Origin of the sequence: Lactococcus hircilactis (genome assembly GCF_009601015.1) — a bacterium.
In the GTDB taxonomy this organism is placed as follows: Bacteria; Bacillota; Bacilli; order Lactobacillales; family Streptococcaceae; genus Lactococcus; species Lactococcus hircilactis.
In genome coordinates this window covers 44,390-69,551 of sequence record NZ_WITJ01000002.1, presented here as the reverse complement: position 1 = coordinate 69,551, position 25,162 = coordinate 44,390, and the positions used below count along the sequence as shown (strand labels likewise).

Annotated in this window: 22 protein-coding genes and 1 pseudogene; 20 read left to right on the top strand and 3 right to left on the bottom strand. The window is 35.5% G+C overall.

Going from position 1 to position 25,162, the window contains the following annotated elements; genetic code table 11:
* The first annotated feature begins 154 nt into the window (after positions 1–154).
* From GHI93_RS13135 to GHI93_RS01375, 6 genes are all read left to right on the top strand, one after another.
* Positions 155–1,243, top strand: a complete 1,089-nt coding sequence (locus GHI93_RS13135) for a 3D domain-containing protein (RefSeq protein ID WP_170272358.1) — start codon at positions 155–157, stop codon at positions 1,241–1,243.
* Positions 1,244–1,307: 64 nt separating this feature from the next.
* Positions 1,308–2,189: a ribosome small subunit-dependent GTPase A gene (rsgA, locus tag GHI93_RS01395; protein WP_153494908.1), complete on the top strand. Its 882-nt coding sequence runs from the start codon at positions 1,308–1,310 to the stop codon at positions 2,187–2,189.
* Positions 2,161–2,370, top strand: coding sequence for a hypothetical protein (locus tag GHI93_RS01390; protein WP_153494906.1), 210 nt, complete (start codon positions 2,161–2,163; stop codon positions 2,368–2,370). The genes rsgA and GHI93_RS01390 overlap by 29 nt, the downstream gene beginning before the upstream one ends.
* A gap of 34 nt (positions 2,371–2,404) precedes the next feature.
* On the top strand, positions 2,405–3,058 hold the full coding sequence (gene rpe, locus GHI93_RS01385; RefSeq protein WP_153494904.1) for a ribulose-phosphate 3-epimerase: 654 nt from the start codon (positions 2,405–2,407) through the stop codon (positions 3,056–3,058).
* A 163-nt stretch (positions 3,059–3,221) separates the two neighbouring features.
* Positions 3,222–4,550, top strand: coding sequence for a DNA recombination protein RmuC (locus GHI93_RS01380; RefSeq protein WP_343030292.1), 1,329 nt, complete (start codon positions 3,222–3,224; stop codon positions 4,548–4,550).
* Between the two features lie 25 nt (positions 4,551–4,575).
* Positions 4,576–5,517 carry a 3'-5' exoribonuclease YhaM family protein gene (locus tag GHI93_RS01375; RefSeq protein WP_153494902.1) on the top strand — a complete coding sequence of 314 codons (942 nt, stop codon included), beginning with the start codon at positions 4,576–4,578 and terminating at the stop codon, positions 5,515–5,517.
* Positions 5,518–5,861: 344 nt separating this feature from the next.
* Here GHI93_RS01375 and GHI93_RS01370 read toward each other — a convergent pair whose 3' ends face one another.
* Positions 5,862–6,944, bottom strand: a complete 1,083-nt coding sequence (locus GHI93_RS01370) for a GntR family transcriptional regulator (RefSeq protein WP_153494900.1) — start codon at positions 6,942–6,944, stop codon at positions 5,862–5,864.
* Here GHI93_RS01370 and GHI93_RS12960 point away from each other — a divergent pair.
* Positions 6,900–7,571: pseudogene (locus GHI93_RS12960) on the top strand (alpha-L-arabinofuranosidase C-terminal domain-containing protein). The gene GHI93_RS01370 and the pseudogene GHI93_RS12960 sit on opposite strands and share 45 nt — an antisense overlap.
* A gap of 128 nt (positions 7,572–7,699) precedes the next feature.
* Here GHI93_RS12960 and GHI93_RS01360 read toward each other — a convergent pair.
* Positions 7,700–8,638, bottom strand: coding sequence for a helix-turn-helix transcriptional regulator (locus GHI93_RS01360; protein ID WP_153494898.1), 939 nt, complete (start codon positions 8,636–8,638; stop codon positions 7,700–7,702).
* 141 nt (positions 8,639–8,779) lie between these two features.
* Here GHI93_RS01360 and xylA point away from each other — a divergent pair, with 141 nt between their 5' ends.
* The 9 genes from xylA to mmsB all read left to right on the top strand — a co-directional run bounded on the left by xylA (position 8,780) and on the right by mmsB (position 20,794).
* Positions 8,780–10,099 (top strand): xylose isomerase, encoded by a 1,320-nt coding sequence (gene xylA / locus GHI93_RS01355; RefSeq protein ID WP_153494896.1) that lies wholly within the window; start codon positions 8,780–8,782, stop codon positions 10,097–10,099.
* Positions 10,100–10,195: 96 nt separating this feature from the next.
* A complete protein-coding gene (xylB, locus tag GHI93_RS01350) occupies positions 10,196–11,701 on the top strand; it encodes a xylulokinase (protein WP_153494894.1) in 1,506 nt (501 codons plus the stop codon).
* A 103-nt stretch (positions 11,702–11,804) separates the two neighbouring features.
* Positions 11,805–12,818, top strand: a complete 1,014-nt coding sequence (locus GHI93_RS01345) for an aldose epimerase family protein (RefSeq protein ID WP_153494892.1) — start codon at positions 11,805–11,807, stop codon at positions 12,816–12,818.
* Positions 12,819–12,832: 14 nt separating this feature from the next.
* Positions 12,833–14,305, top strand: a complete 1,473-nt coding sequence (locus GHI93_RS01340) for an MFS transporter (protein WP_153494890.1) — start codon at positions 12,833–12,835, stop codon at positions 14,303–14,305.
* Positions 14,306–14,329: 24 nt separating this feature from the next.
* Positions 14,330–16,009 carry a glycoside hydrolase family 43 protein gene (locus tag GHI93_RS01335; RefSeq protein WP_153494888.1) on the top strand — a complete coding sequence of 560 codons (1,680 nt, stop codon included), beginning with the start codon at positions 14,330–14,332 and terminating at the stop codon, positions 16,007–16,009.
* 48 nt (positions 16,010–16,057) lie between these two features.
* On the top strand, positions 16,058–16,672 hold the full coding sequence (locus GHI93_RS01330) for a sugar O-acetyltransferase (RefSeq protein ID WP_153494886.1): 615 nt from the start codon (positions 16,058–16,060) through the stop codon (positions 16,670–16,672).
* A gap of 103 nt (positions 16,673–16,775) precedes the next feature.
* The gene (locus tag GHI93_RS01325; RefSeq protein ID WP_153494885.1) at positions 16,776–17,882 is read left to right on the top strand and encodes a sugar ABC transporter substrate-binding protein; all 1,107 of its coding nucleotides are present in this window, start codon (positions 16,776–16,778) and stop codon (positions 17,880–17,882) included.
* A gap of 72 nt (positions 17,883–17,954) precedes the next feature.
* Positions 17,955–19,529 carry a sugar ABC transporter ATP-binding protein gene (locus GHI93_RS01320; protein ID WP_153494883.1) on the top strand — a complete coding sequence of 525 codons (1,575 nt, stop codon included), beginning with the start codon at positions 17,955–17,957 and terminating at the stop codon, positions 19,527–19,529.
* Between the two features lie 38 nt (positions 19,530–19,567).
* Entirely contained in the window at positions 19,568–20,794 is a 1,227-nt protein-coding gene (gene mmsB / locus GHI93_RS01315; RefSeq protein ID WP_153494881.1) for a multiple monosaccharide ABC transporter permease, read from the top strand.
* A 388-nt stretch (positions 20,795–21,182) separates the two neighbouring features.
* On the opposite strand, the gene GHI93_RS01310 is transcribed toward mmsB, so the two are convergent.
* Positions 21,183–21,779 carry a flavin reductase gene (locus tag GHI93_RS01310; RefSeq protein WP_153494879.1) on the bottom strand — a complete coding sequence of 199 codons (597 nt, stop codon included), beginning with the start codon at positions 21,777–21,779 and terminating at the stop codon, positions 21,183–21,185.
* A 63-nt stretch (positions 21,780–21,842) separates the two neighbouring features.
* On the opposite strand from GHI93_RS01310, the gene GHI93_RS01305 reads away from it, so the two are divergent.
* The 4 genes from GHI93_RS01305 (at position 21,843) to GHI93_RS01290 (ending at position 25,129) form a co-directional block, all read left to right on the top strand.
* A complete protein-coding gene (locus GHI93_RS01305; protein WP_153494878.1) occupies positions 21,843–22,529 on the top strand; it encodes an ArsR/SmtB family transcription factor in 687 nt (228 codons plus the stop codon).
* A 391-nt stretch (positions 22,530–22,920) separates the two neighbouring features.
* On the top strand, positions 22,921–23,547 hold the full coding sequence (locus GHI93_RS01300; protein WP_153494876.1) for a glutathione S-transferase N-terminal domain-containing protein: 627 nt from the start codon (positions 22,921–22,923) through the stop codon (positions 23,545–23,547).
* A gap of 341 nt (positions 23,548–23,888) precedes the next feature.
* The gene (locus GHI93_RS01295; protein WP_153494875.1) at positions 23,889–24,431 is read left to right on the top strand and encodes a hypothetical protein; all 543 of its coding nucleotides are present in this window, start codon (positions 23,889–23,891) and stop codon (positions 24,429–24,431) included.
* 104 nt (positions 24,432–24,535) lie between these two features.
* Entirely contained in the window at positions 24,536–25,129 is a 594-nt protein-coding gene (locus GHI93_RS01290; protein WP_153494873.1) for a recombinase family protein, read from the top strand.
* The last annotated feature ends 33 nt before the right edge of the window (positions 25,130–25,162 follow it).

Sequence of the window (25,162 nt, the reverse complement as noted above, 5' to 3'; positions counted from 1 at the left end):
TGTCAGTACTGACAGAAATTTTTAATCGAAATCGTACAGTAAATATTCATGAAAATGAAATATTTAATATTTCATTGATATAATTTTAATTGTAATGTAACGCAAAAAGAGCAGATTTATGTTAAAATAACGTAATATGAAGAATAGAAATTTAATGCGTAAAAAAATGATTCTGCTCGCTTTGATTTCAGGAGTGGCAGGATTCATTTTTATTGGAAATCCCATCAGTGCTGATACATCAGCGCAAGCTCAAGGAGATGTCAACGCACAAATCGCATCCTTTCAATCGCAATTAAACACAGAGCTTTCGCAAGTCAATGCACTCTATGGCAAAGCGAATGCCTCACAAACTGCTGTGAAAAAAAGTCAAGAAGACATCAAGACTTTGGAAGCAAAAATCACACAAGCCCAAAAAGACGAGATAAATCTCAATCGCTCGATTTCTGAACAAATGCGTTCCATTCAATCAAGTGGTGGGACAGCACTCTCCATTGTGGACATTATTACCTCCTCAAAAAGTTTGACCAGCATGATCCAAAAACTGACAAATCTTAATATCGTGATGACGGCAGAAAGCGACCAAGTCATCACGCTTCAAGACACCAAACGTTCACTAGAAAACATGAGAATCAAGTTGGTTGCCACGCATCAAGAGCTGCTCAGCAAGGAAAAAAATTATCAAACACAGGTACAAAGTCTTCAAGGAGATATCTCTGGTTTACAAAGTAAGATTAGTAATAATAAACAATTGTTAGAAAAAATGCAAGCTCAAGCTGCCGCTGAGCAAGCGCAACGTGAAGAAAAAATAGCCCAAGCAGCAAAAGCCTCCCAAGCAGCAGCCGCAACGACGGATCACGCTGATCAAGCAGCAAACACTTCAAACGCTGCACCTTCTTCACAAAATCAACCCACTTCATCTAATCAACCACAGCCACAACCACAAACACAAACACCCGTTACGGGATCGCGTGTATTGACTGTACTTGCCACCGCCTATTCATGGCAAGAAGTCGGAACAACCACTGCAATGGGAATCGATTTAAGAACGAATCCGATGTGTATCGCAGTTGATCCAAGTGTCATTCCACTAGGCTCACTCCTTGAAGTTCCAGGCTATGGCATTGCGATTGCTGGAGACACAGGTGGCGCCATCAAAGGAAATCACATTGATGTTCACCTCCCTACAACAGCGCAAGCTTCTGCTTGGGGTGTAAAAACGCTTCAAATAAAAGTTCTTAATTAATAAAAAATCACGTGAAAAACAGAAAAAGGCTTACAGTGAAGCCTTTTTTTGGTATAATTGAATCATGATAAAAAATGGACGCATCGTGAAATCTCTAGCAGGTTTTTATAATGTCGCTTCTGATGGAGTGATCTATCAGACAAGAGCACGTGGGAATTTTAGAAAAAAAGGCATGAAACCAGTTGTTGGCGATTTTGTTGACTTTTCGACACAAGAAAATTCAGAAGGTTACATCCTAGAAATTAAAGAACGTAAGAATCAGCTGATTCGCCCATCCATTTCAAATATTGACCAAGCCGTGATCGTGATGAGCACGGTGAATCCCAATTTTAGTTTGAATTTACTTGATCGTTTTCTTGCATTCTTAGAACATAAAAAAATCAGTCCCATTATTTACATCTCAAAACTTGATTTATTAGAAAATTTAGATGAAATTAGAGAAGTAAAAGAAAATTATGAGAAAATAGGTTACGTCGTATGTTTTGAAAAAAACGAACTGTTAAGCCAATTCAATGAAACAGTAACCGTATTCATGGGCCAAACGGGAGTTGGAAAAACCACGTTATTAAATAAAATTGCTCCAGAAATGAAACTTGAAACAGGTGAAATATCAGAAAAACTCGGTCGTGGCAGACACACCACACGTCACGTCGAGCTTTATCCTGTCGCACACGGACTCATTGCAGATACTCCTGGATTTTCAAGTTTAGACTATGAAATTGACACCCCACAAGCACTCAATCAGGCATTTTTAGAGCTTGCGCAAATCAGCCACGGCTGCAAATTTCGAGAATGTACACACACACACGAACCAGAATGTGCTGTAAAAAAAGCTGTTGAGACGCATCAGATCTTACAAAGTAGATACGACAACTACCTACAACTCCTCAGCGAAATCAATAAAACGAGGGAAATTTATGCCAAAAAAAGAAAAAAACAAGGGTAAAGAAAGTCTTGTGTTTAAAGAATTCAGCTTTTTAATGACCGTACTCTTATGGGGGATTTTGATCTTCTTTAAACCTCAAATTCCTCCACTCTTACAAGTGATTTTATTTATAGCATTGATTATTCTGACCATATTTTCAGTCATATCAGTAAATAAAGCCTTTTTTAGAGTAAAAAAATAAAATCAATATCATAAACGATACGAATGGAGAAGTTATGAAAAATAAAATTGCACCGTCAATCCTATCAGCAGATTTTGGAAATTTTGAACGTGATGTCCAAAAATTAGAAGCTGCAGGTGCGGATGTCCTCCACATTGACATTATGGATGGTCACTTTGTAGATAACTTAACTTTTGGTGCTGGTGTTGTTGCTGCACTTCGACCACATACGACTCTTTTTTTTGATTGTCACATGATGGTTGAGCATCCTGAAAAATACATTTTACCACTAAAAAAAGCAGGGGCAAACAGCATGTCGATTCACGTCGAATCCACACCACATCTCCATGGCACACTCCAACAAATTAAGAATGCAGGAATGAAAGCTGCGGCCGTCATCAATCCAGGAACGTCAGTTGAACTCATAAAACCAGTATTATCGCTTGTTGATATGGTTTTGGTCATGACCGTTAATCCAGGATTTGGTGGTCAAAAGTTTCTTCCAGAAACCATTGAAAAAGTCAGCATGTTAGATGCTCTTCGCACAGAAAAATCACTTCATTTTGAAATTGAAGTGGACGGTGGAATCACAGATGAAACCATCACATCTGCCAAAAGAGCAGGGGCCAATATTTTTGTAGCTGGAAGTTTTGTCTTTAACGGGAATATCGAAGAAAATATCAAAAAATTAAAAAATAAATTAAAATAAAAAACGTGAGATCACAAGATGATCTGATTCCTTAGCGTTTGGTATTGGAAAAAATCCACCATTCATCGAACAGTAATCCAGTAGCGCCTTGCGATGTCATTAGAAAAACAGTACCAAAACTCATTAAAAATTAGAAAGTTTTAATACACAACAGAGGTAAAATGTGGAAATTATCATTATTATCCTCCTAATTCTCATTATCGGATTAGGGTTAGCCAATTTTTTCAAAAAAACAGGCCAGCAAAGTACGACCAACCAACTCAATCATCTAAATCAAATGCTCTCTGAATTACGTCAAGACATGAATCAACAACTCGGACAGAATCGCCAAGAATCGTCTAGCAACCTTCGTTCTGTCAGTAATGACATGAATCAAACGCTGTCAGTACTGACAGAAAATATCAATGCAAAATTTGATCATCAATTCAAGGATTTGCAAGAATCAAATGAACACAAACTTACCCAAATCTCATCAGGATTGACCCAGACTACTGAGAAACTCACAGAAAATCTGTCAGTACTGACAGAAGCCATCACGAATAAGTTTGATCATAAATTTAGAGAATTACAAGAAAATAATGATAAAAAACTCACGCAAATCCAAGAAACAGTGGATGAAAAGCTACAAGAAACACTTAACAGAAGAATTTCACAGAGCTTTGAGCAGGTGACGCTACATTTGAAAAATGTAGAAGAAGGACTCGGTGAGATGCGCACGCTCGCAAGCGATGTGGATAGTCTCCAAAAAGTCATGACAGGTGTCAAAACACGTGGAATCGTTGGCGAAATTCAACTGGGAAGAATTTTAGAACAAATTTTCACCAGCAGCCAATATCGCGAGCAAGTCAATATTGCAGGCAATAATGCAGTCGATTATGCCGTCGTGATGCCAGGAAAAACAGCAGACGGAGAAGTTCTTCTTCCGATCGACTCGAAATTTCCAATGGAAGATTATCAACGCCTTCAAACCGCACTCGAAGGCAGCGACACCAAAACAATTGAAACCACAAGAAAAGCACTGTTCACTGCCGTCAAAGCGCAAGCCAAATCCATTTCGGAAAAATACATTACCCCTCCAAAAACAACTGATTTTGCGATCATGTTTCTCCCGACAGAAGGATTATTCATGGAAGTGGTCAATAATCCCGAACTTTACGAGCAAATTTCAAGAGATTATAAAGTCAATGTCACAGGTCCAACCACAATGACCGCAGTGCTAAACAGTTTACAAATGGGATTTAAAACACTACAAATCGAGCAAAAATCATCAGAAGTTTACGAGCTTTTAGGCGCTGTCAAGACAGAATTTGGCAAATTTGAAAAATCACTCAAGAAAGTTCACGAACGTCTGCAACAATCTGAAAAAGAAATCAATACCTTGATTACCACACGAACGAACGTCATGAATCGCCAATTACGAAACATTGACAGTATCGATGATCAAGCAAGTAAAAGCCTTCTAGGGTTCAATGAAGAAGACGAAAATGACTAATTGAGCAATGCTCTGGAGGTACAAAATGACACTGATCCAAAATCTACAAATCAATCAAACGTTTGAAGGATATTATCTCATCAAATCGGTTGAATTAAGACAAACACGAGCAGGCAAAGAATATTTAGCCCTTAGTTTTCAAGACCGTTCAGGAACCATCAATGGAAATGTTTGGGATGCAAATCCCAAAGCAGTTGAACAATTCAGAGCTGGTCGTGTCGTTTTTATGAAAGCTCAAAAAGAACTCTATAATGGAATGCCACAAGTCAATAAAATTCAAATGCGCCTAGCAAACGATAACGAACCTCATCATCCCAAAGATTTTAAAGAAAAATCACCGATGAATGAAAAAGAACTTCGAGAATACGTACAATCGATCGTATTCAAAATTGAAAATCCCACATGGAATCGAATCGTACGCGCCATCTTAAAAAAATTTGACCATGAGTTTTACACCTTTCCAGCAGCAAAAACAAACCATCACGCATTTGAAGGCGGACTAGCTTACCACACGACAACCATGCTAAAATTAGCAGAACAAATCTGCGACGTTTATCCTCAACTCAATTTAAGTTTGATGCTTTCGGGATGTCTTCTCCACGACATGGCGAAATGTCTTGAATTTTCAGGAACAGAAAACACAACCTACACCCTCAGAGGAAATTTACTTGGACATATCGTCTTGATTGACGAAGAAGTCAGTAAAATCGCCGTTGAACTAGGATTTGACGATGACAATGAAGACCTTATTTTATTGCGTCACTGCCTTCTAAGCCATCATGGCGAGCTCGAATACGGAAGCCCCATCCGCCCACAAATTATGGAAGCAGAAATCATTCACCAAATCGACATGATGGATGCCACCATGATGATGATGTCAACAGCAATCAACACACTCGAACCAGGCGAATTCAGCCCAAGAATCTGGCCCCTAGGAAACCGAAATTTCTATAAACCAAGACTATAAACACGGCCAAAAAGACCTATAAATTAAAGAAAATCTCTACGCTTCGGAGATTCAGAGTGAATACAAAAAGGACTTGTTTTGATTTATGACAAGTCCTTTTTGTTTTGATCGTTTGCAAAAAATTCGAGGTGAAATTGCTCTTTGCACTGGATAGGATATTTTAGGGGCATAGCATAAGTGAACAGCGTCGAAAGGTTTATCATAATTTTGAAAATTCTTGGTATTACCAGATTCATGTTTTTTCAAAATCTCAATCCATACTTTTAAATCGCTCATTAATACTAGGAAATCAGCTAAAAATTTGTGAAACTGTCCCAAATCCTAAATCACTTGATGCCATTTTTCTACAATTTTTTTACAGATTCACGTTTGACAAGTGTAGGGTGATACAAAATATTATCTTGATTGACTCCTGTCTCAATAGTTGAAACAATCCACTTCGCTGCATCAATTCCTAAGTTTTCTTTTGGATGTACTGTGGTTGTGAGACTAACACCGCCAATAATACTTAAAGTAGAGTCATCATTTCCCACAATGGAATACTGTTCTGGAATCTGCTTCCCATTTTCCAATAACTTTTTGATTAAGGAACTTGCTAATTTATCATTGTAACAAACGATCCCAGTGATTTCAGGATGATCGTTTAGTTTTTCAAGAACATCTTCATAAATGCTCGACATGTTTTCAGTCGTAAAAGTAATGATAGAATCTGAAGTGATTTTTATTTTGTTATTTTCGCACGCCTTTATAAATCCCTTCATCCGATATTTTCCCTGTAAATCATCAATTTTTGTAATTAATAGTAAATTTTGATGGTGGTTCTCAATTAATTCTTGCGTTGCTACAAAACCTGTTTCTACATCATCAACACAAATAAAAGGAGTATTGATTTCTTCGTAAGTCGCATTGATCATTAATACGGGAATATTATGTTCCCTTAAATTAACATAAGTGGCCAAATTAGGATTGTATTGGTTACTTTTAGTTGGTTCAACAATTAACCCATCAACACCAAATTCAATCATTTTCTCCAAACATTCTTTTTCTTGTAAATAATCATTATTAGTACTAGCCAATAAGAGTGAATAACCTTCTGTGCTCAGGACTTTTTCAATCCCACGAATGATTGAAGGGAAAATATAATCTGAAATATAAGTCGTAATCACTCCAATTGTTTTTTGTTCACGAAAAGAGGAAGCATCATTTTGATGTTCTTCTTTTTTTAAAACATAAGTTCCAGAGCCTTTTTCGCGCTTCAAATAACCTTCATTAACAAGAATGGAAATAGCTTCGCGCACAGTATGACGACTGACTTGATAGGTTTTTTGTAATTGTAACTCTGTCGGAATCATCTTTCCAATCTGATAGTGGTGTGAAACAATTTGACTTCTAATATCATCAGATATTTCTTGGTATTTTGGTTTCATTCAAAAGAAGCGGATGAAAGTACCCAAAAAAATAATCCATGGCAAGTTGCTCCACAACTGTTGGAAGATGTATATACTCTTGAAGACGCTTTGCTAGTGGGATTGATGTTGATCACAATACTGAAAAATGCGAATCGTATTAAAATGGCTTGTATGGCTCAACTTGTTAATGTCATTGCTCCTATTATGAGTGATGCAAATGGAGGTAAGGTGTGGAAATAAACTACCTTTTATCCTTTTATGCATACTTCTCGCTTTGGTAGAGGAGTAGTATTACAGCCAGTTTTAACTTCTACAAAACATAAAACAGAAAACCACGATGCAGTGACAGACGTTGAGTCGGTAGCTGTTTGGAATGAAGAGAACGAGGAACTTACTATTTTTGCTGTAAATAGAAATCTTGAAGATAATGTGTGCTTTGAAGTAGATCTCCGTGGTATGGAAGGATATTTTATCAAAGAGCATATTATCGTGACAGGTCCAGATTTAAAAGCAACGAACTCTTCGGTAACTCAGAGTGTTTTCCCAAAAAAGAGCAAAAAATTTAAGCAGGATGGTGGACGTTTAGAGTCAATTTTAGAAAAAGCATCATGGAATGTGCTTCGCTTTGAAAAGAAGAATGTGTAAAGTATATTTTTGAAGAATTGAGAATCCCTCATGACTTTCTATCGCAATCATTACACTAAAAAATGTAAATAAACAGAATGAAAGAAAAATGAGAAAACGTTATCATAATGATGTGAGATAAATGATAGTTAATCGCTAGCGTGTTCATCCTGATATTTTTTGAGATAATGATAACTTTGATTTGCATCATAAAAAGTTTGATTATCTGTAAGATCAGGATTGAAAGATATATTTAAATCATTTGTCGAACTCATCGTGTTTTTCCGATATTCACGGGGTGAAGAACCATAAATTTTTTTAAATGAGTTATTCAATGTTCGAATATCAGAAAAACCACAAGCATAGGAAATATTCAATAAATTTTCATTGGTTGAAATTAAGAGGACGCGAGCTTTTTCACATCTGAGATAATCAAGATATTCTTTGAAAGTCACACCAAAATTATTTTTGAAAAAATGACTGAAATAGGTCCGTGAGAAACCTTCACGACTAGCTAAATCATCTAAATAGATTTTTTCTGTATAATTTTCATGAATGTATTTAGTGATTCTTTCAATGCGTTCTTGTAAGTCGATTTGTTTGTTTTGCTGAGCAGTATTCAATGTTTTAAAATCACAGAGATGTATCAACTGATCTAATGATAATGAAACATAACCATGAATTAAAAGTGGAGAAAGTGTTGTTTCATCAAAATAAGTCAATGCAGCTTGCATGATAAAAGAAAACATTGTTTGATTATCAATAAGATTGAAGGGGTTACTTTCAAAATAAATTTCATTTAGTTGAGGAAAGATAAGCTCAAAAATAGAAGTATTAAATTGTAAGATGAGAAGCTTTAATGATGAATCAGAGGAAAACTCATGAACTTGGCAGCTATTAAAAACAATAGCTTGACCAGCTCGAATATCATACGCTTTATCTTCAGTTCTAACAATTCCTGTACCTTCCAATACAAAAGCTAGCTCAATTTCAAAATGTAAATGAGGTTTTCTGTATAAAATATCTACCAATAAAAAATTTAAATTATTCATTTTATAATGCTGAATAGTTTCTAATTCGTTGTTCATGTCTATCCTCCGTAATCATTATATCACGTTTGTAAATAAAATCAATATATATATATATATATATATAGAAGTTACAATATTAATATAATGATCGGAATAATGGAAATAAATTAAAAATATAACAAAAGAAGGAGCTTAACAATGGCTTATTTTGACAACATCCCTACAGTAAAATTTGAGGGAACAACTACGAAAAACATGTTTGCTTTCCGTCATTACAACCCAGAAGAAGTAGTATTAGGAAAAACAATGAAAGAACAACTTCATTTTGCCCTTGCTTTCTGGCACACGATTACAATGGATGGTTCAGATCCTTTTGGAACACCAACGATGATTCGTGATTTTTCAACTGATGCATCGGATCCAATGGAAATCGCACATCACCGTGTTGATGCTTTCTTTGAAATCATGCAAAAATTGGGAATGGAATACTTCTGCTTCCATGATGTGGATATTGCTCCTGAAGGAAATTCACTAAAAGAATTTTATGCCAATCTTGATGAAATCACAGACCACATCAAAGAAAAAATGGATGAAACAGGGATTAAACTTCTTTGGAACACTGCAAATATGTTCTCAAATCCACGTTATATGAATGGTGCATCAACAACGAATTCGGCAGAAGTTTATGCTTGTGCTGCTGCACAAATCCGCAAGGGATTAGATATCAGTAAAAAATTAAACGGGAAAAACTATGTTTTCTGGGGAGGACGTGAGGGTTACGAATCACTCTTAAACACAGACATGGGATTTGAGTTGGATAATATGGGGCGGTTCTTCCATTTGGCGGTTGACTATGCTAAGTCGATTAACCACCTTCCAGTATTCTTGATCGAACCAAAACCAAAAGAACCAATGAAACATCAGTATGATTTTGACGCTGCAACTGCAATGGCTTTCTTGCAAAAATATGACTTGACAGACTACTTTAAACTTAATCTTGAAACAAACCACGCTTGGCTTGCAGGACATACCTTCGAACATGAATTGAATGTCGCACGGACATACAATGCACTTGGATCAATTGATGCTAACCAAGGAGATTATCTTCTTGGATGGGATACAGATGAATTTCCAACACTTGTTGTGGATATTACACTTGCCATGTATCAAATCCTCAAAAATGGAGGTTTGAATCCTGGAGGAATTAACTTTGATGCTAAAGTTCGTCGGACGTCATTTGAAATGGAAGATCTTATTCTTGCCCATATCGCAGGAATGGATACTTATGCACGGGCCCTCAAAGGAGCAGCAGCAATGATTGAAGATCATTATCTTGAAGGAATTGTGGAAAAACGTTATGAAAGCTTCCACAATACTGATCTTGGAAAATCAATCCTTGATGGATCTGCCACGCTTACAAGTCTTGCAGATCATGCACTTGAAGAAGGTGGAAAAGTAGAACTTAAATCTAACCATCTTGAATACGTTAAATCAGTATTGAACGATTATCTCGTTTAAAACGGAGTGTTAACAAACTGAATGAAAAAATTCAGTTTGTTAACAAAGTAAATCCAGAAGTTTATTTTGTTAACAAACTGAAAAAAGGAGTAAAACATGCCCTATGTACTAGGAATAGATCTCGGAACATCAAGTCTTAAAGGGATTTTGATGAATGAAAAAGGAGAGGTCATTAAAACTAAATCTGCAACGTACCCTATCGATACACCCAAGCAGGGATTTTCAGAGCAAAGACCAGAATATTGGGTGGTTGCTTTAGAGAATGTTTTGACCGGCTTAAGTGTTGATGTTGCAGACTTTGGAGATGAGCTGATTGGAATTAGTTTTTCGGGACAAATGCATTCGCTCGTTGTTTTGGATAAAAACAATACCCCTATTTATCCAGCTATTTTATGGAATGATGTTCGGACAACAAAACAATGTCAAGAAATCACAGAACGTTTGGGAGATCGCCTGTTAGAAATCACAAAAAACATCGCGTTAGAAGGATTTACGCTACCTAAAATTCTTTGGCTACAAGAAAATGAGCCAGAGATATGGAAAAAAGTAGCACAAATTATGCTCCCTAAAGATTATCTTGGACTCTGGTTAACAGGAAAGAGTCACACCGAATACTCAGATGCTGCAGGGACACTTTTATTAGATATTGAAAATCATAGGTGGTCAAAGGAAATTGCAGATGCTTTTGGTGTTGACAGAAGTATCCTTCCAGATTTGGTGGAATCTACAGATCAAATTGGTGTTCTAAAAGAAGAATTAAAAGCAAGATTTAAGATCAACACTGATGTCAAGATATTTGCAGGAGGAGCAGACAACGCTGCTGCAGCTCTGGGTGTCGGTCTTATCAATGAAGATATGGGATTAATATCTATGGGAACCTCTGGTGTTGTTTCCAGTTATGAGCCAAAAATTGCGGATTATAAGGGGAAACTCCACTTCTTCAATCATACCATTCCAGGAAAATACTACTCTATGGGTGTCACTCTAGCTGCTGGAAATTCATTAAATTGGTTTAAAGAAACTTTTGGGAAAGGATTGACATTTAATGAGTTATTAGCAGATGTCTATACGGTAGAACCTGGAAGTAACGGCTTGTTATTTACACCTTATATTGTTGGAGAACGTACGCCACATTTTGATTCCAATATTCGGGGAAGTTTTTTAGGGATTTCTGCACATCATCAACTGAAACATTTTTCAAGAAGTGTATTAGAGGGCATTACATTTTCTCTTAGAGATTCTAAAGATATGATGGAAAAGACAAAAGGAAAGAAATTTCAAAAACTTATTTCTGTGGGTGGTGGTGCTCAAAATCCTGATATTATGCAGATGCAAGCGGATATTTTTAATTGTGAAATGGTCCGCTTGACAGTAGAGCAAGGACCAGGACTTGGAGCGTGCATGATTGCAGCATATGGTTGTGGGCTTTACACTACGTTAGAAGAAGTGACAAAAGTTTTTGTTCATTACAAAGAAGCAACTTTTTTACCAAAACCTGATCATGTAAAAAAATATAATACAATTTATGGAATTTGGAAAGATATCTATGGTGCGACAGCAGATATCAGCCATCGCTTGATTAATTCAAATGAGGAGGAATAAGACTAAAAATACTGCATTTTGCAGTATAGTAAAGTAAATCAAAAAAGAATAGATTTATTTTGCTATGCTGCAAAAAATGTAGCGTTCGAAAGTCAAATATAAAATGGCTAACGAAATACAAGAAAAAGAAATTATTCTTGCAAGTGGGCGAGCAATAAAAGTAATAACACTTTCAAATGGACAACTCACCATTGTCGTTCATAATTTTGGTGCAAGACTCCATCAACTCTATGCACCGGACAAAAACGGAACATTTGAAAATATCCTATTATCAAAAGACAATTCCGATTCCTATGAAAATGATAACGGATATTATGGTGTTATTTGTGGACCAGTCGCTGGTCGAATTGCAAACGCTTCATTTGGCGAAGTCACTTTGGTTGCGAATGAAGGGAGAAATACTCTTCATTCGGGACCAAATGGTTGGGAATATCAAATCTGGGATTATAATACTTCTGTAAATGAGAAAGGGCCTGCAATCACACTCCGCTTAAAAGATACCTTTTCTGAATTTCCTGGGGAAATTGAAGTGGAAGTAACTTATCAGTTGAGTGGAAGCACACTTATTGTTGAAATGGCAGGACAATCTAATCAAGATACTGTTTTTAATCCTGCATTTCATCCTTATTTTAACTTGACTGCCGATCATTCAGACACATTAAATCATGTTCTTTATACTACAGCAGACCAGTTAGTAGAAACAAACAAAGAAAATATCCCTACGGGTCGTCTCATAAATGTGGACGATACAATTTACAATTTGAAAGAAAGCGTTATTATAAAGGATATTATCTCTGAAATTCCCCAAGGTTTTGATGATTGTTTTGTCTTTCCAAATGACGAAAGTAAAAAGTCACTAACCCTCCTTGATCCAAAATCAGGACGTAAGTTGAAATGTGAGACGGATAGACAAGCTGTTGTAATCTACACTGCTACGAATCCTGAAAAGTCGTTGGTTAATGGCAAAATGATGAGTCCTAATCGTGGAATTGCGATTGAATTTCAAGAACTTCCTGATCTTGTGCACCATTCAGAATGGGGAAGTATTGAACTAAAAAAAGGAATTAAGAAGAAATATAGATCAAAATATCATTTCTCTTTATTTGATAAATTATAAAGGAGGCTCATAAATTGAGCGAAAATAATTTAAAAATTAAGCATGATGAATATCATCAGCTTACACTTGGTGAACGTATTGGCTACGGAATGGGCGATTTCGCTCAAAATTTAGTTTTTGGAACCGTTGGTGGTTTTTTAGCTCTTTACATGACAACAGTAAATGCAATTGGTACAGCAACAGCCGGATTTATTTTTCTTTTTGTTCGAATTATCAATGTGTTTTGGGATCCAATGGTTGGAACCTTTGTTGATAAAAGAACGTCAAAATCTGGAAAATATCGTCCATGGCTTTTGAGAGCAGGAATTCCATTGGTCATTCTTGCTGCTTTACTTTTTGCACCTATTCCCGGAGTTAGAGGATCTGTGCCCTTTGCTTTTATTGTTTATTTTGTCATGGATTTAGTTTATTCAGTGGTTAATATTCCTTATGGTTCCTTAAATGCCTCATTAACACGTGATCCAGAATCTGTCGATAAACTGACAAGTACTCGGATGATGCTTGCAAATGGAGCAAATCTGTTAGTTTACACCCTTTTCCCAATGTTTGTACAAATGGCAGCACCAAAAGATAGAAGTCTAAAAGATACTGGATTATTTGGACTCAAACTTCACATGGGAAATTATACAGACCCATCAGCTGGTCATGCTTGGTTTGGTGTTTATTCTGTTTATATGATTATTGGTGCAATAGCTTTATTCCTATGTTATAAATTGACCAAGGAACGTGTGGTTGCAACAGCAGAACAATCGGCAGAAGTTAAAACAACTGATCTTTTTCTTGAATTAAAGAATAACCGTCCCCTTGTGATTTTAGGAATTTTCTTCATGTTAGCTTTCACATTTATGTTCTTCATGAATACTGTTAATGGTTTCTTTAATCAATTTGTCGTCGGACATTCAGAATGGATGGGCGCTATTGGACTTATTGCGTCAATTCCTGGGATTGTTTTCCCAATCTTTTGGCCTCGTTTGAAGAAAATCTTTGGTAAAAAAGGTTTCTTCCATCTCTTTCTTGGGATGTTTGTCGTCGGTGAAATTTTAACTTGGGTTTGGTCACTTAATGGAATGCATGATGCACTTTGGTTGGCTTATATCGCGACCTTTGTCAAACAATGGGGTTTAACATCAGCAACAGGTTTTATGTGGGCTTTGGTACCCGAAGTTGTTGCTTATGGAGAGCTCAAATCTGGCAAACGTAATGCAGCGATTATCAATGCCATCATGGGACTTTTCTTCAAAATTGGTTTCACATTAGGTGGAGCAATTCCACTTTGGTTCTTGGCAGCTTACGGATTCAACGAAACAGCAGCACATCAACATGCGAATGCCCTAGCAGGCATCAATATTACGGCTATCTGGATTCCAGCTGTTCTTGCCGTGGTTTCAATGATTATCATGCAACTCTATCCAATTTCTGATAAAGATGTGACTGAGATTAATCAACAACTAGATGAAAAACGCGCTCAACTTAAGGAAGTAGAGTAATTTATATAAAAAGGAGATAAAGTAATGTCACTTATTCAAAATCCAATTCTTCCGGGCTTTAATGCGGACCCAAGCATTATTCGTGTGGGAGATACTTATTACATCGCAAACTCAACTTTTGAGTGGTTCCCGGGTGTACGTTTGCATGAATCAAAAGACTTAGAACACTGGAATCTCTTGCCAAGCCCATTGTCCACTACAACCTTACTTGACATGAAAGGTAATCCTTCATCAGGTGGAATCTGGGCACCCGATTTATCTTATGCTGACGGTAAATTTTGGCTCGTTTATACAGATGTTAAAGTCACAGAAGGTGCTTTTAAAGATATGACCAACTATCTGACAACAGCCACAGACATTAACGGACCATGGACAGACCCAATTAAGCTCAATGGTGTTGGCTTTGACGCGTCGCTTTTCCATGATAAAGACGGACGAAAATACTTAGTTCAACAAACATGGGATCATCGTGAATACAAACATCCATTTGATGGTATCACATTGACTGAGTTTGATGTGACAACAATGAAGTTACAACCTAAAACAGCTAAAACAATTTATAAGGGCACAAATGTCAAATTGGTTGAAGGACCACATATTTATCAAATTAATGATTATTATTATCTTTTTGCCGCACAAGGTGGGACCGTCTTTACCCACCAAGAAGTCGTGGCTCGCTCTAAAACATTGGATACATTATCCTTTGAAACTGAGCCTGGCGATCCATTTATCACAAACTTCGACACGCCTGATTATTACATTCAAAAACAAGGCCATGGTGGGCTAGTATCGACGCCTAAAGGCGAATGGTACTATGCTTCACTGTGCGCACGCCCTTGGAATCATGAAAATGAATCAAGTACTGACCCACGTGGATGGAGTTCTTTAGGTCGTGAAACTTCTATCCAAAAAGTAGAATGGGACGAAGCTGGCTGGCCTCGTATTGTGGGTGGTCATGGAGGAACAACCTTTGTTGAAGGACCAAAAGACGCGATTAAAACTAATGCACCTGCTGACCACAGTCAAAAAGATGATTTTACAAGTTCGACTTTAGATATGAACTGGAATACTTTGCGCGTGCCATTTACTGAAAAAATGGGGACAACTGGTGATGGGAAATTGACTTTGATTGGACAAGGATCTCTTGCTAATACACATGATTTATCTTTGATTGCTCGTCGTTGGCAAGCCTTCTATTTCGATGCAGCAGTTAAAGTAAAATTTGACCCATTTTCTTATCAACAAATGGCTGGTTTGACCAACTATTATAATGACCGTCATTGGAGCTTTGTCTTTATCACATGGAATGAAATTAATGGAGCTGTCATTGAAGTGGGTGAAAATAATCGTGGCAATTACACGTCATACTTGAAAGATAAAGCCATTAAAATTCCTGACGGGACTGAATATGTCTGGTTCCGCACGAAAGTGCGTAAGGAATCCTATTCTTATGAATTTAGTTTTGATGGTAAGAATTTTACAGAAATTCCTGTTGTTTTAGATGCGGCTGTTCTTTCAGATGATTATGTCCTCCAAACTTATGGCGGATTCTTCACTGGAGCGTTTGTTGGACTTGCTGTCGTAGATTATTCTGGATATGACAGAAAAGCTGACTTCTATGATTTTGATTACAAAGAATTGGGCGATAAACTTTTGCCAGACGGATCTTACACGTGGAAAGCTAGCGAATCAAGATTTGACTAAATAATAATGCCATAAAGCCACGAGAGTGGTTTTTTTGAAAGGAAAAAAATGACAAAAAAATTAAATAGTAAAGAAATAGAACGATTAAAACAAATTACCATTGCTGAAAAAATAGAACAGGGAGATTGGTATCAGTATGGAAATGAAAAAGCACTGCAAGAAATTGTAAAAAAAAGTAGTAGGAAAATTCAACAAATAAATGATTTATCAAAAAAAAATCCGCAAAAGGCAAAAGAGAAATTACAAAAATTTTTGCCACATCTATCTAAGTCAACTGAAATTTATTTTCCGATTAGTGCCATAGAATATCCTGAACGATTTTATATTGGAGAAGGTAGCTTTGTAAATTTAAATTTACAAATTATTAGTGCGGGTAAAGTTCAAATTGGTTCACATTGTTTTATCGGTCCTAATTGTCAGTTTTTCACACCAAATCATCATTCGAGTGATTTACACCTCCGTCGGGAGGGGTGGCAATATGATTCACCTATAACTATAGGGGATGATTGTTGGCTGGGTGGTTCTGTTATTTTACTTCCTGGTGTGACGATTGGTGATGATGTCGTTATTGGTGCTGGTAGTGTTGTTACAAAAAATTTCCCTTCTCATTGTGTGATTGCAGGAAATCCTGCAAGAATAATTAAATCGCAACATTTACTCTAAAAATTCATAATAAAGGTTAGAAAGCGGTTACTGAAAGCGCTATACTTATTCTGTCATATGTTAATAGTTTTGATAATAAAACAAAACCTAAGGAGGGTTTATTTTGAAAAATACAAAAAAATTGCTTGTTGGAGCAGTAATCGCACTTGGTACAATTGCACTAGCTGGGTGTACTTCAAATGGTCGATCAGGTTCTTCAAGCGCTTCGAACAATCCTAAAGATATAACCGTTGGGATATCTATGCCAGATAAGGCACTTCAGCGATGGACATCAGCTGCAGCTGATTTAAGTAAAGACTTAAAATCTAAGGGCTATAAAGTAGATGTCCAATATGCTGCTTCATCCACTTCTACCCAATCACAACAAGTTCAAAATATGGCTAACAAAGGAGAGAAGTATATCGTAATTGCTGCACAAGATGGAACAACCCTAGGACCTGCGGTTGCTGCAGCAAAAAAGAATGGAGCAAAGGTAATTGCATATGATCGCTTAATCATGAATACTCCTGACGTTGATTATTATGCAACATATAATCTTCAAGGCGTTGGGAAACTCCAAGGAGAGAGTATCATCAAAAAATTAGGACTTGATAAAGGAGCAAAAGGACCATTTAATATTGAATTACTTGGTGGCTCACCTACAGATAATAATGCACCTCAATTCTTTAAAGGAGCAATGAGTGTATTAGATCCGTACTTTAAATCAGGGGCTCTGGTTTCTTTATCATCAAAAGGTGTGGGGGATAATTTCCAACAAGTAGCAATCGAATGGACTCAGCAAGCCGCTCAAACTGAAATGCAAACACGGTTAAATTCATTTTACAATGGTGGAAAGAAGCTAGATGCAGTACTTGCTCCTAATGATGCCCAAGCATTTGGTGTTATTTCTGCACTTAAAGCAGCAGGGGTAGATCCTACTAAGGTTGTTATTACAGGCCAAGATTGTGAGACTCAAAATGTTCCATTAATTGTAAAGGGTGAACAATATATGTCTGTATATAAATCAGACGTAAAACTTTCTGATACTGTGACTTCAATTGTTTATAATTCTACAAAAAATAAAACCGTTAAAACTGATTCAAAATCAAATAATGGAAAAACGGATGTACCTACTATTCAATTGACTCCAGAAGCTGTAACCAAGGACAATGTAAAAGCAACACTCGTAGATTCTGGGTATATTACAGCGGCTAAAGCTGGATTGAATTAACAAATGAATAGGAATAAGTTATGGTAGATATCTTATTTCCTATTTTATTATTAAAGAAGTAAGGTGTGATTGATGATAGATAAAAAAGATCCAGATATTATTTTGGAGATGAGACACATTGTCAAAAAATTTGGACCAGTAGTTGCATTAAAAGACGTTACAATGGATGTCAAACGTGGTGAAATTTTTTCGATTTGTGGTGAAAATGGTGCTGGTAAATCGACGATGATGAATGTTCTTTCTGGTGTTTACCCTTATGGCACTTATGAAGGAGATATTTTATATAATGGTGAAGTTTGCCAATTCAAAACAATTCGTGATTCTGAAGAAAAGGGAATTGTAATTATACATCAAGAATTAGCACTTGTCCCTTATATGAGCATTACCGATAATATATTTTTGGGAAATCCAATTATGAAAGGATTTTCTGTTGATGATGAAGCACAAAGAAAATTAGCTAAAGATGTTTTATCTCAAGTAGGATTAAACGAAAATCCAGATACTTTAATTTCAAATATTGGCGTTGGAAAGCAACAACTTGTTGAAATAGCAAAAGCTTTGACTAAGGATTTGAAATTACTTATTTTGGATGAACCAACGGCTGCCTTAAATGATGAAGACTCATTTCATTTGCTAGGAATCATTGACAATTTACGTAAAACAAAAGGAATTACAGCAATCATCATTTCTCATAAGTTAAATGAAATTGCTGCATCTGCTGATTCGGTTCAAGTTATTCGGGATGGAACGACTATTTCTCATATTGAAATTGATACGGAGCACCCACTGGACGAAGCACTCTTGATTCGTGACATGGTTGGAAGACCTTTAGATTCCCGATACCCAGATCACAGTCCTAAATTAGGGAAAGAACTATTTAGAGTTGAAAAATGGAAAATGTTTCATCCATTGGATTCTAAACGACTTGTTGCAAAAGAAGTTAGTTTTAATGTAAAAGCTGGTGAAATTATTGGTTTTGCTGGATTAGTTGGTTCGGGAAGAACTGAAACTGCAATGTCAATTTTTGGACGGCAATATGGGACGAATGCTTCTGGAAAAATTTGGCTGGATGGAAAAGAAGTTAAATTTCCTAATGTCCGTAGTGCAGTAGATGTAGGGGTTGCTTATGCAACCGAAGATAGAAAAACGTATGGTTTAAATCTCATTTCTAGTATTAGAGAAAACACATCTCTTGCAAATCTAGGGACACTTTCAAAATATGGTGTTATAGATCAAGATGTAGAAAGAAAGACAGCAGAAAAATTCAGAAAGGATTTTAGAACAAAGGCTCCAAATATTGAAATGCCAGTTGGTAATTTATCAGGTGGGAATCAGCAAAAAGTAGTATTATCGAAATGGGTTTCAACAAGTCCTCGTGTACTTATTTTAGATGAACCTACTCGTGGTATTGATGTTGGTGCAAAATACGACATTTATGAGATTATTGATAAATTGGCAGATGTCGGAGCAGGAGTTATCGTAATTTCGTCAGAACTTCCTGAATTATTAGGTATTTGTGATCGCATCTACACGATGAACTTAGGAACAATCACAGCGTGTTTGGATGCTAAAAAAACGAACCAAGAAGAATTGATGAGGTATATGACTTCAACAATTCCAATGAAGCAAGAAGATATATTTGCATAAGCTAAAAAAATTTGAAGTGAATAAAAGAAAGGATTATTATGTCACAAACTAAAAACCAGGATTCTCAAAAATCAGATACTGGTACAATTTCAATCAAAGATTACTTTGTAGCAAATGCGCGACAATATGGTATATATCTTGCGCTAGTAGCTATTATACTCCTCTTTCAATTTCTTACGGGAGGGACATTACTTAAGCCAAATAATTTTGTAGCTCTTTTTCAGCAGAATGCGTATGTAATGATCTTAGCTGTTGGGATGTTAATTATCATTATAGGAACGCATATTGATTTATCAGTTGGTTCTGTTGTTGCCTTTATTGGAGGATTAGGGGCTTATGTAATGGCCCATATGCATTTAAATTGGTTTATTACGATCATTATGATGCTTGCTGTAGGTCTTCTTGTAGGCCTTTGGCAAGGATTTTGGGTCGCTTATGTTGGAGTTCCTGCATTCGTAACCACTCTCGGTGGTATGCTAATTTTTAGAGGTTTGGCAACCCATGTTGCTGGACAATCCATTCCTGTAGATCCTAATAGTCCCTTTGTAGCGATATCCTCAAATTTTTTACCTAATATTTTTGGATTTTGGGGACCATTTGATGGTCTTTCCATTGTAGTAGGTGTAATTTCCATTATCTTGTTCGTTTTGATTCAAATTCGCAAACGCAATCATATGCTTAAAGAAGGCTTGCAAGTAGAGCCTTCTGCATGGATGAATATCAAGCTAATTATTGGAATTCTGATTATTGGATTTGCTACTTATCTTTTTGCATCATCAGGAAATGAACATTCTGGCGGAATTCCAATTATTCTCGTTGTTATTGGAGTAGTTGTTTCAATCTATATGTTTATTTTAAATAAAATGGTTCTTGGACGTGAAATATATGCAGTCGGCGGAAATCGTAAAGCTGCTATTCTCTCTGGAATTAATTCTAAAGCAGTAGATATGAAAATGTTCCTCAATATGGGACTTCTTGCAAGTATCGCAGGGATTGTTGACTTATCTCGCTTCGCTTCTGCATCTGCTCAAGCTGGTACTGGATATGAACTTGACGCAATTGCAGCCTGCTTTATTGGTGGAGCAGCTGTCGCAGGAGGAGTTGGTAAAATTCCAGGTGCTTTGGTAGGAGCATTGATAATGGGCGTCCTTAACATGGGACTGTCTATACTTGGAGTTAGTTCAGATATAGTGTCAATAATTAAAGGATTGGTAGTTATTGTTGCGGTAGCTTATGACCTGATTTCTAAGAGACGGAAAGCATAAAAAATAGAAATCGATACTTTAAGTTTTATGATAAATTTTATGGAATTTAAATATCTATAAATTGTTTTGAAAATTATATGTTGCTAACCCTTGGAATGAACCGAAACAAAGTAAAAAGTGAACTCTGGTTCACTTTTTATATAGTTTTCGAAGAGAATTTGTTGCATGAGGGACTTTTATCGAATGATAAAAGCAGAGAAATCAAAGAAAATGACTTTTATAATCTTAAAAAAGTGTCCTTGCACACTACTAGGAAGATTTGATTTTTGGGGAAATAGTCTTCCCGCACCATTCTGAAGAAATAGTATCATTTTTTATCTGTATTAAACGGTTCTGTTCTTTTCATATTATTTTTTAGAAACTTGCTGTGCTGTTTATTGTTATAAGATCAGTAGTCCTCTTCAAATCTAAAGTTTTCACCAAAACTGTTTTGAGTAGTAGTGTAGGTCCTGAATTTGTAAATAAGAGGTCTCCACTGATCTACTTTTATTTTCTCATTTTCCCCCAACAAACTATCTTTGACAAAAATTTGCTTCGATTCACATTCTATAATTGCATAGTCTGAGCGTTCAAAAATATCGATTACATTTGCTTCAATTTGAATGGGACACTCTGCTATTCTAGGTATTGATTCTCCTTGAGTTTGGATAGGGGTGAATTTACCAAGTACGAATTTATTTGAACAAAATTGATATTTTTTTCTTTTCTTCCAAGAAGGCATCTGGTTATTTCCTGTTGTTTTCGCAATTTTTTCGATATTTTTCCATATACTAGCATCGGCTAGATTAAGTGTCAAATTACTACCTGCTTTAAGATTAATGTAACCTTGTTGATTAAGTCCTAAACCAAGGACAATTGATTTATTTAACGTCCAAGATGAACTTATTGGTGTAATATTAGTTTGCTTTGTTTCAGGATTTTTTGTTACCATAAGAATAACTTGTGAACCGTAGTACAACGATTCTTTATTAATAGTTTTATACATCTTTTTTCCTCCATTTATATTATAATATAAAGAAAGTTCTATCATCATCGAAATGGAGAAAAAATGGGCGAAATCCCCGATATTTATTTAACAAGTCAACTTCTTGCTGACAGATCACGTATTGAAATACTGACGTCACTGATGGACAATCGTTTTCATACGGTGCACGAATTAGCTAAAGCAGCAAAAATTTCTGATCAAACTGCATCATACCATTTATCCAAATTTTTATTAGTCAAGTGGACCGAATCCTATCGACAAGGAAGGTATGTCTATCATAGACTCATTAACGAAGAAATAGGTCAATTAATGGAACAACTCATGAATGTAAGTGAAAAACGAGCGACAACTTCTTTACATCAAAATCAGACCTATAAGCGTTTGAAAAAAGCACGTACTTGTTATCAGCATCTTGCTGGAAATATTGGGACTTTTTTCTTTGATTTTTTCTTAGAGAGTGGAATTCTAAAAAAAGAGGCTCAAGATTTTATTTTAACTCAGTTGGGAGTACAATTTTTCCAACAACTAGGTTTAGATATTGCTCAAATCCAAATGGAAAAAGGAACATTTATCAGGCCCTGCATGGACTGGACAGAACGTAAATTTCATTTAGCGGGGAATTTAGGAAAACATTTTTTATTCTTTTTAATTGGACACGGTTATTTAGTTCATGATATAGAAACTCGTGCCTTATTAATATCTGAAGAGGGTGAGAAGTTTTTAAAAGAAAATTTTGGAAAATTTGAATAGATAAAAATTCCTGAAACAATATGGTTTGACTTTAAACTTGTTCAGTAAAATTATTGTGATATTTAACAGTTTTATATTCTATTTTGGTATATAACTGTTTATTTGTAACCTTGCTAAAGCAAGGAGATGTGTGGGTTAGTTGCAATAATAACTCTAGTTTTTTCAATTATTGAGGAAATTTTAAAATAAAAGAATTATTAATTTCCTCATAAACAAGATTTAATGATAGTAGTATCCAGTGGTTTTAATCATTTGATTTTTCAAACGGTTTAATTGTTCAAACCCTATTCAAACCCTATTCAAACCCTATTCAAACCCTATTCAAACCCTATCTATCTAAGAAAGTGATAGAATATAGATATAATAATTGTCATAGTGAGGAGATTAAATCATGAAATTATTTTATGCTTCAGGAGCGAGTTCTTTAGCGGTTCATATTCTTTTGGAAGAAAGCGGATTAGATTATAGTTTAGAAAAGGTCAATTTAGATACTAAAAAATATAAGGATCAAGAGTATGGGCTCATTAATCCTAAAGCTTATGTCCCTGCATTGAAAACAAACTATGGAGTGATGACAGAATGTGCAGTCATACTAGAGTATATTGCTCATCTTGTAACAGACAAAAGTTTCATAGAAACTTACGGTACCCAACTTTTCTGGGAGCAAAAAGTATGGTTAAACTATATTGCAACAGAATTACATAAAAATTTTATCTCTCCATTTAGAGTTGGAAATTGGCTACCCAACACAGAAGAATCTAAGAATCTAGTGTACAAGCGTGTTTTTCCACGATTAAAATATATTAATGACTATCTCGGATCTAATCATTTTCTAGTAAATAATCAGTTTTCTTTAGTTGATCCCTACTTATTTGTAATGACTAATTGGGTTCGCAGACTGGAGTTTAGTTTCATAAATTTAGAGAACCTAGAGAGATTTGATATGGAAATGCGTAAAAGAGAAGCTGTGAAAAGAGTTTTGAAAAGGGAAGGGAAGGCACATTCTTTGGATTCATAATTCCTATCAATCGTTTCTCCCCCCAAATATCACAAATGAGTTTTTGTTAAAAAAGAGATTCTTTTCAAAAATAACTACTAAAATACTGATCAAATAGGATGTATCTATCAAATATCGGACTCAATGGTGTTTGGTACAATTCAATATTTTCATTTTTGATTGTGGTTGCTAGTATCGTATCGTATTATATGATTTCATTATGAATCGCCCAAAAATAATTATTGGCAAAAAAATAAATGCCAAATTTATAAAAATAGTAAGAATAATTATATGGTTAATGTTGATTTATTATATTATACAAAAAAATAACTTACATATTTTTGTAATTAAGGAGACAGTTAATGTTGCAAGACTTAAGTGAAAAAGTATTCATTGCTATCGCTTTTTCGTTGGTTCCATTTATATGTATCCTTCTCAACTTTTTACCAAAAATAAGATATAGTTACGAAAAAAACACACCTTATTCTTTAAATAATGATAATATTGAAGATATCGTGATAAAAGTTTTAACCACTTGGAATGATGAAAATATAGACAATGATGATATTTATAGTGATACATTGAAGATTAATCAATCTAAGCACATTGCTAAAAATAAATCTTATCAAAAAAAGGAGCAAATTGATGTAATTAAAGTCGATGGATTAAGAAAATTTAAAAAAAAGGATAACGGATTTACACTGATTGTTTCTATAACACTAAATTATATACGTTACAATAATAGAAGCTCTGAAGGATACAATTTACTTTTGCCTACTAGTGCTCAGTATATAGATTCACTGGTTCCCCCGATCAAAAAATATAGTTTTAATAACGAAAAAATTGTTCAAAAATGGTGGTTTATTTATGAAGATGGAAATTTAAAGGTAGACAAATTCAAATAGGCTAAAACCAGCTCATAACTTAACTGTTTTGAGCTGGTTTATTGTATACCGATATTAAAGGAATAAAGTGAGCTCTCAACTGGGGCTCATAAGTGGAGGTAAAAATGAAGCTTGGGTATGCACGCGTGAGTACGAATGATCAAAAATTAGAAACGCAAATCGAATTGCTTAAATCTGCAGGAGCAGAAGCAATTTATCAAGAAAAATTTACGGGAACAACCACAGATCGCCCCGAATTTAAGAAGTTAATTCATTTACTTCAAAGGGATGATTGTCTGATCGTCACAAAATCAGATCGTTTTGCAAGAAATACTCGAGAAGCGCTTGAAATTATTCAACAACTTTTTGAGTGCGGAATCAACGTCCATATCTTGAATATGGGAATCATTGATAATACCCCAACGGGCCAACTGATTTTTACGATGTTTTCTGCTTTTGCGCAGTTTGAAAGGGACATGATTGTCTCACGGACAAATGAGGGAAAACGCTATGCCAAACTCAATGATAAGAATTTTAAAGAAGGACGGCCTCAAAAATTCTCGGAAGAACAAATTCAATTTGCTTATGAATTAAAGCAACAGGGGATGACCTATAAAATGATTGAGCGGAAAACAGGAATCAGCATTGCGACTCAAAAAAGAAGATTTATGGAGATAAATAAAAAGATTGACAAAGATTATGGAAATGTTATAATCTAATTAACGAATAACTGTGGGAGTGGTTTCTCATAA

What these genes read in the sequence shown, in the direction of transcription:
- GHI93_RS13135 (WP_170272358.1), top strand. Translation starts at nt 155, where the DNA reads ATGCGTAAAAAAATGATTCTGCTCGCTTTGATTTCAGGAGTGGCAGGA.
- rsgA (WP_153494908.1), top strand. Translation starts at nt 1,308, where the DNA reads ATGATAAAAAATGGACGCATCGTGAAATCTCTAGCAGGTTTTTATAAT.
- GHI93_RS01390 (WP_153494906.1), top strand. Translation starts at nt 2,161, where the DNA reads ATGCCAAAAAAAGAAAAAAACAAGGGTAAAGAAAGTCTTGTGTTTAAA.
- rpe (WP_153494904.1), top strand. Translation starts at nt 2,405, where the DNA reads ATGAAAAATAAAATTGCACCGTCAATCCTATCAGCAGATTTTGGAAAT.
- GHI93_RS01375 (WP_153494902.1), top strand. Translation starts at nt 4,576, where the DNA reads ATGACACTGATCCAAAATCTACAAATCAATCAAACGTTTGAAGGATAT.
- GHI93_RS01370 (WP_153494900.1), bottom strand. Translation starts at nt 6,944, where the DNA reads ATGAAACCAAAATACCAAGAAATATCTGATGATATTAGAAGTCAAATT.
- GHI93_RS01360 (WP_153494898.1), bottom strand. Translation starts at nt 8,638, where the DNA reads ATGAACAACGAATTAGAAACTATTCAGCATTATAAAATGAATAATTTA.
- xylA (WP_153494896.1), top strand. Translation starts at nt 8,780, where the DNA reads ATGGCTTATTTTGACAACATCCCTACAGTAAAATTTGAGGGAACAACT.
- xylB (WP_153494894.1), top strand. Translation starts at nt 10,196, where the DNA reads ATGCCCTATGTACTAGGAATAGATCTCGGAACATCAAGTCTTAAAGGG.
- GHI93_RS01345 (WP_153494892.1), top strand. Translation starts at nt 11,805, where the DNA reads ATGGCTAACGAAATACAAGAAAAAGAAATTATTCTTGCAAGTGGGCGA.
- GHI93_RS01335 (WP_153494888.1), top strand. Translation starts at nt 14,330, where the DNA reads ATGTCACTTATTCAAAATCCAATTCTTCCGGGCTTTAATGCGGACCCA.
- GHI93_RS01330 (WP_153494886.1), top strand. Translation starts at nt 16,058, where the DNA reads ATGACAAAAAAATTAAATAGTAAAGAAATAGAACGATTAAAACAAATT.
- GHI93_RS01320 (WP_153494883.1), top strand. Translation starts at nt 17,955, where the DNA reads ATGATAGATAAAAAAGATCCAGATATTATTTTGGAGATGAGACACATT.
- mmsB (WP_153494881.1), top strand. Translation starts at nt 19,568, where the DNA reads ATGTCACAAACTAAAAACCAGGATTCTCAAAAATCAGATACTGGTACA.
- GHI93_RS01310 (WP_153494879.1), bottom strand. Translation starts at nt 21,779, where the DNA reads ATGTATAAAACTATTAATAAAGAATCGTTGTACTACGGTTCACAAGTT.
- GHI93_RS01305 (WP_153494878.1), top strand. Translation starts at nt 21,843, where the DNA reads ATGGGCGAAATCCCCGATATTTATTTAACAAGTCAACTTCTTGCTGAC.
- GHI93_RS01300 (WP_153494876.1), top strand. Translation starts at nt 22,921, where the DNA reads ATGAAATTATTTTATGCTTCAGGAGCGAGTTCTTTAGCGGTTCATATT.
- GHI93_RS01295 (WP_153494875.1), top strand. Translation starts at nt 23,889, where the DNA reads ATGTTGCAAGACTTAAGTGAAAAAGTATTCATTGCTATCGCTTTTTCG.
- GHI93_RS01290 (WP_153494873.1), top strand. Translation starts at nt 24,536, where the DNA reads ATGAAGCTTGGGTATGCACGCGTGAGTACGAATGATCAAAAATTAGAA.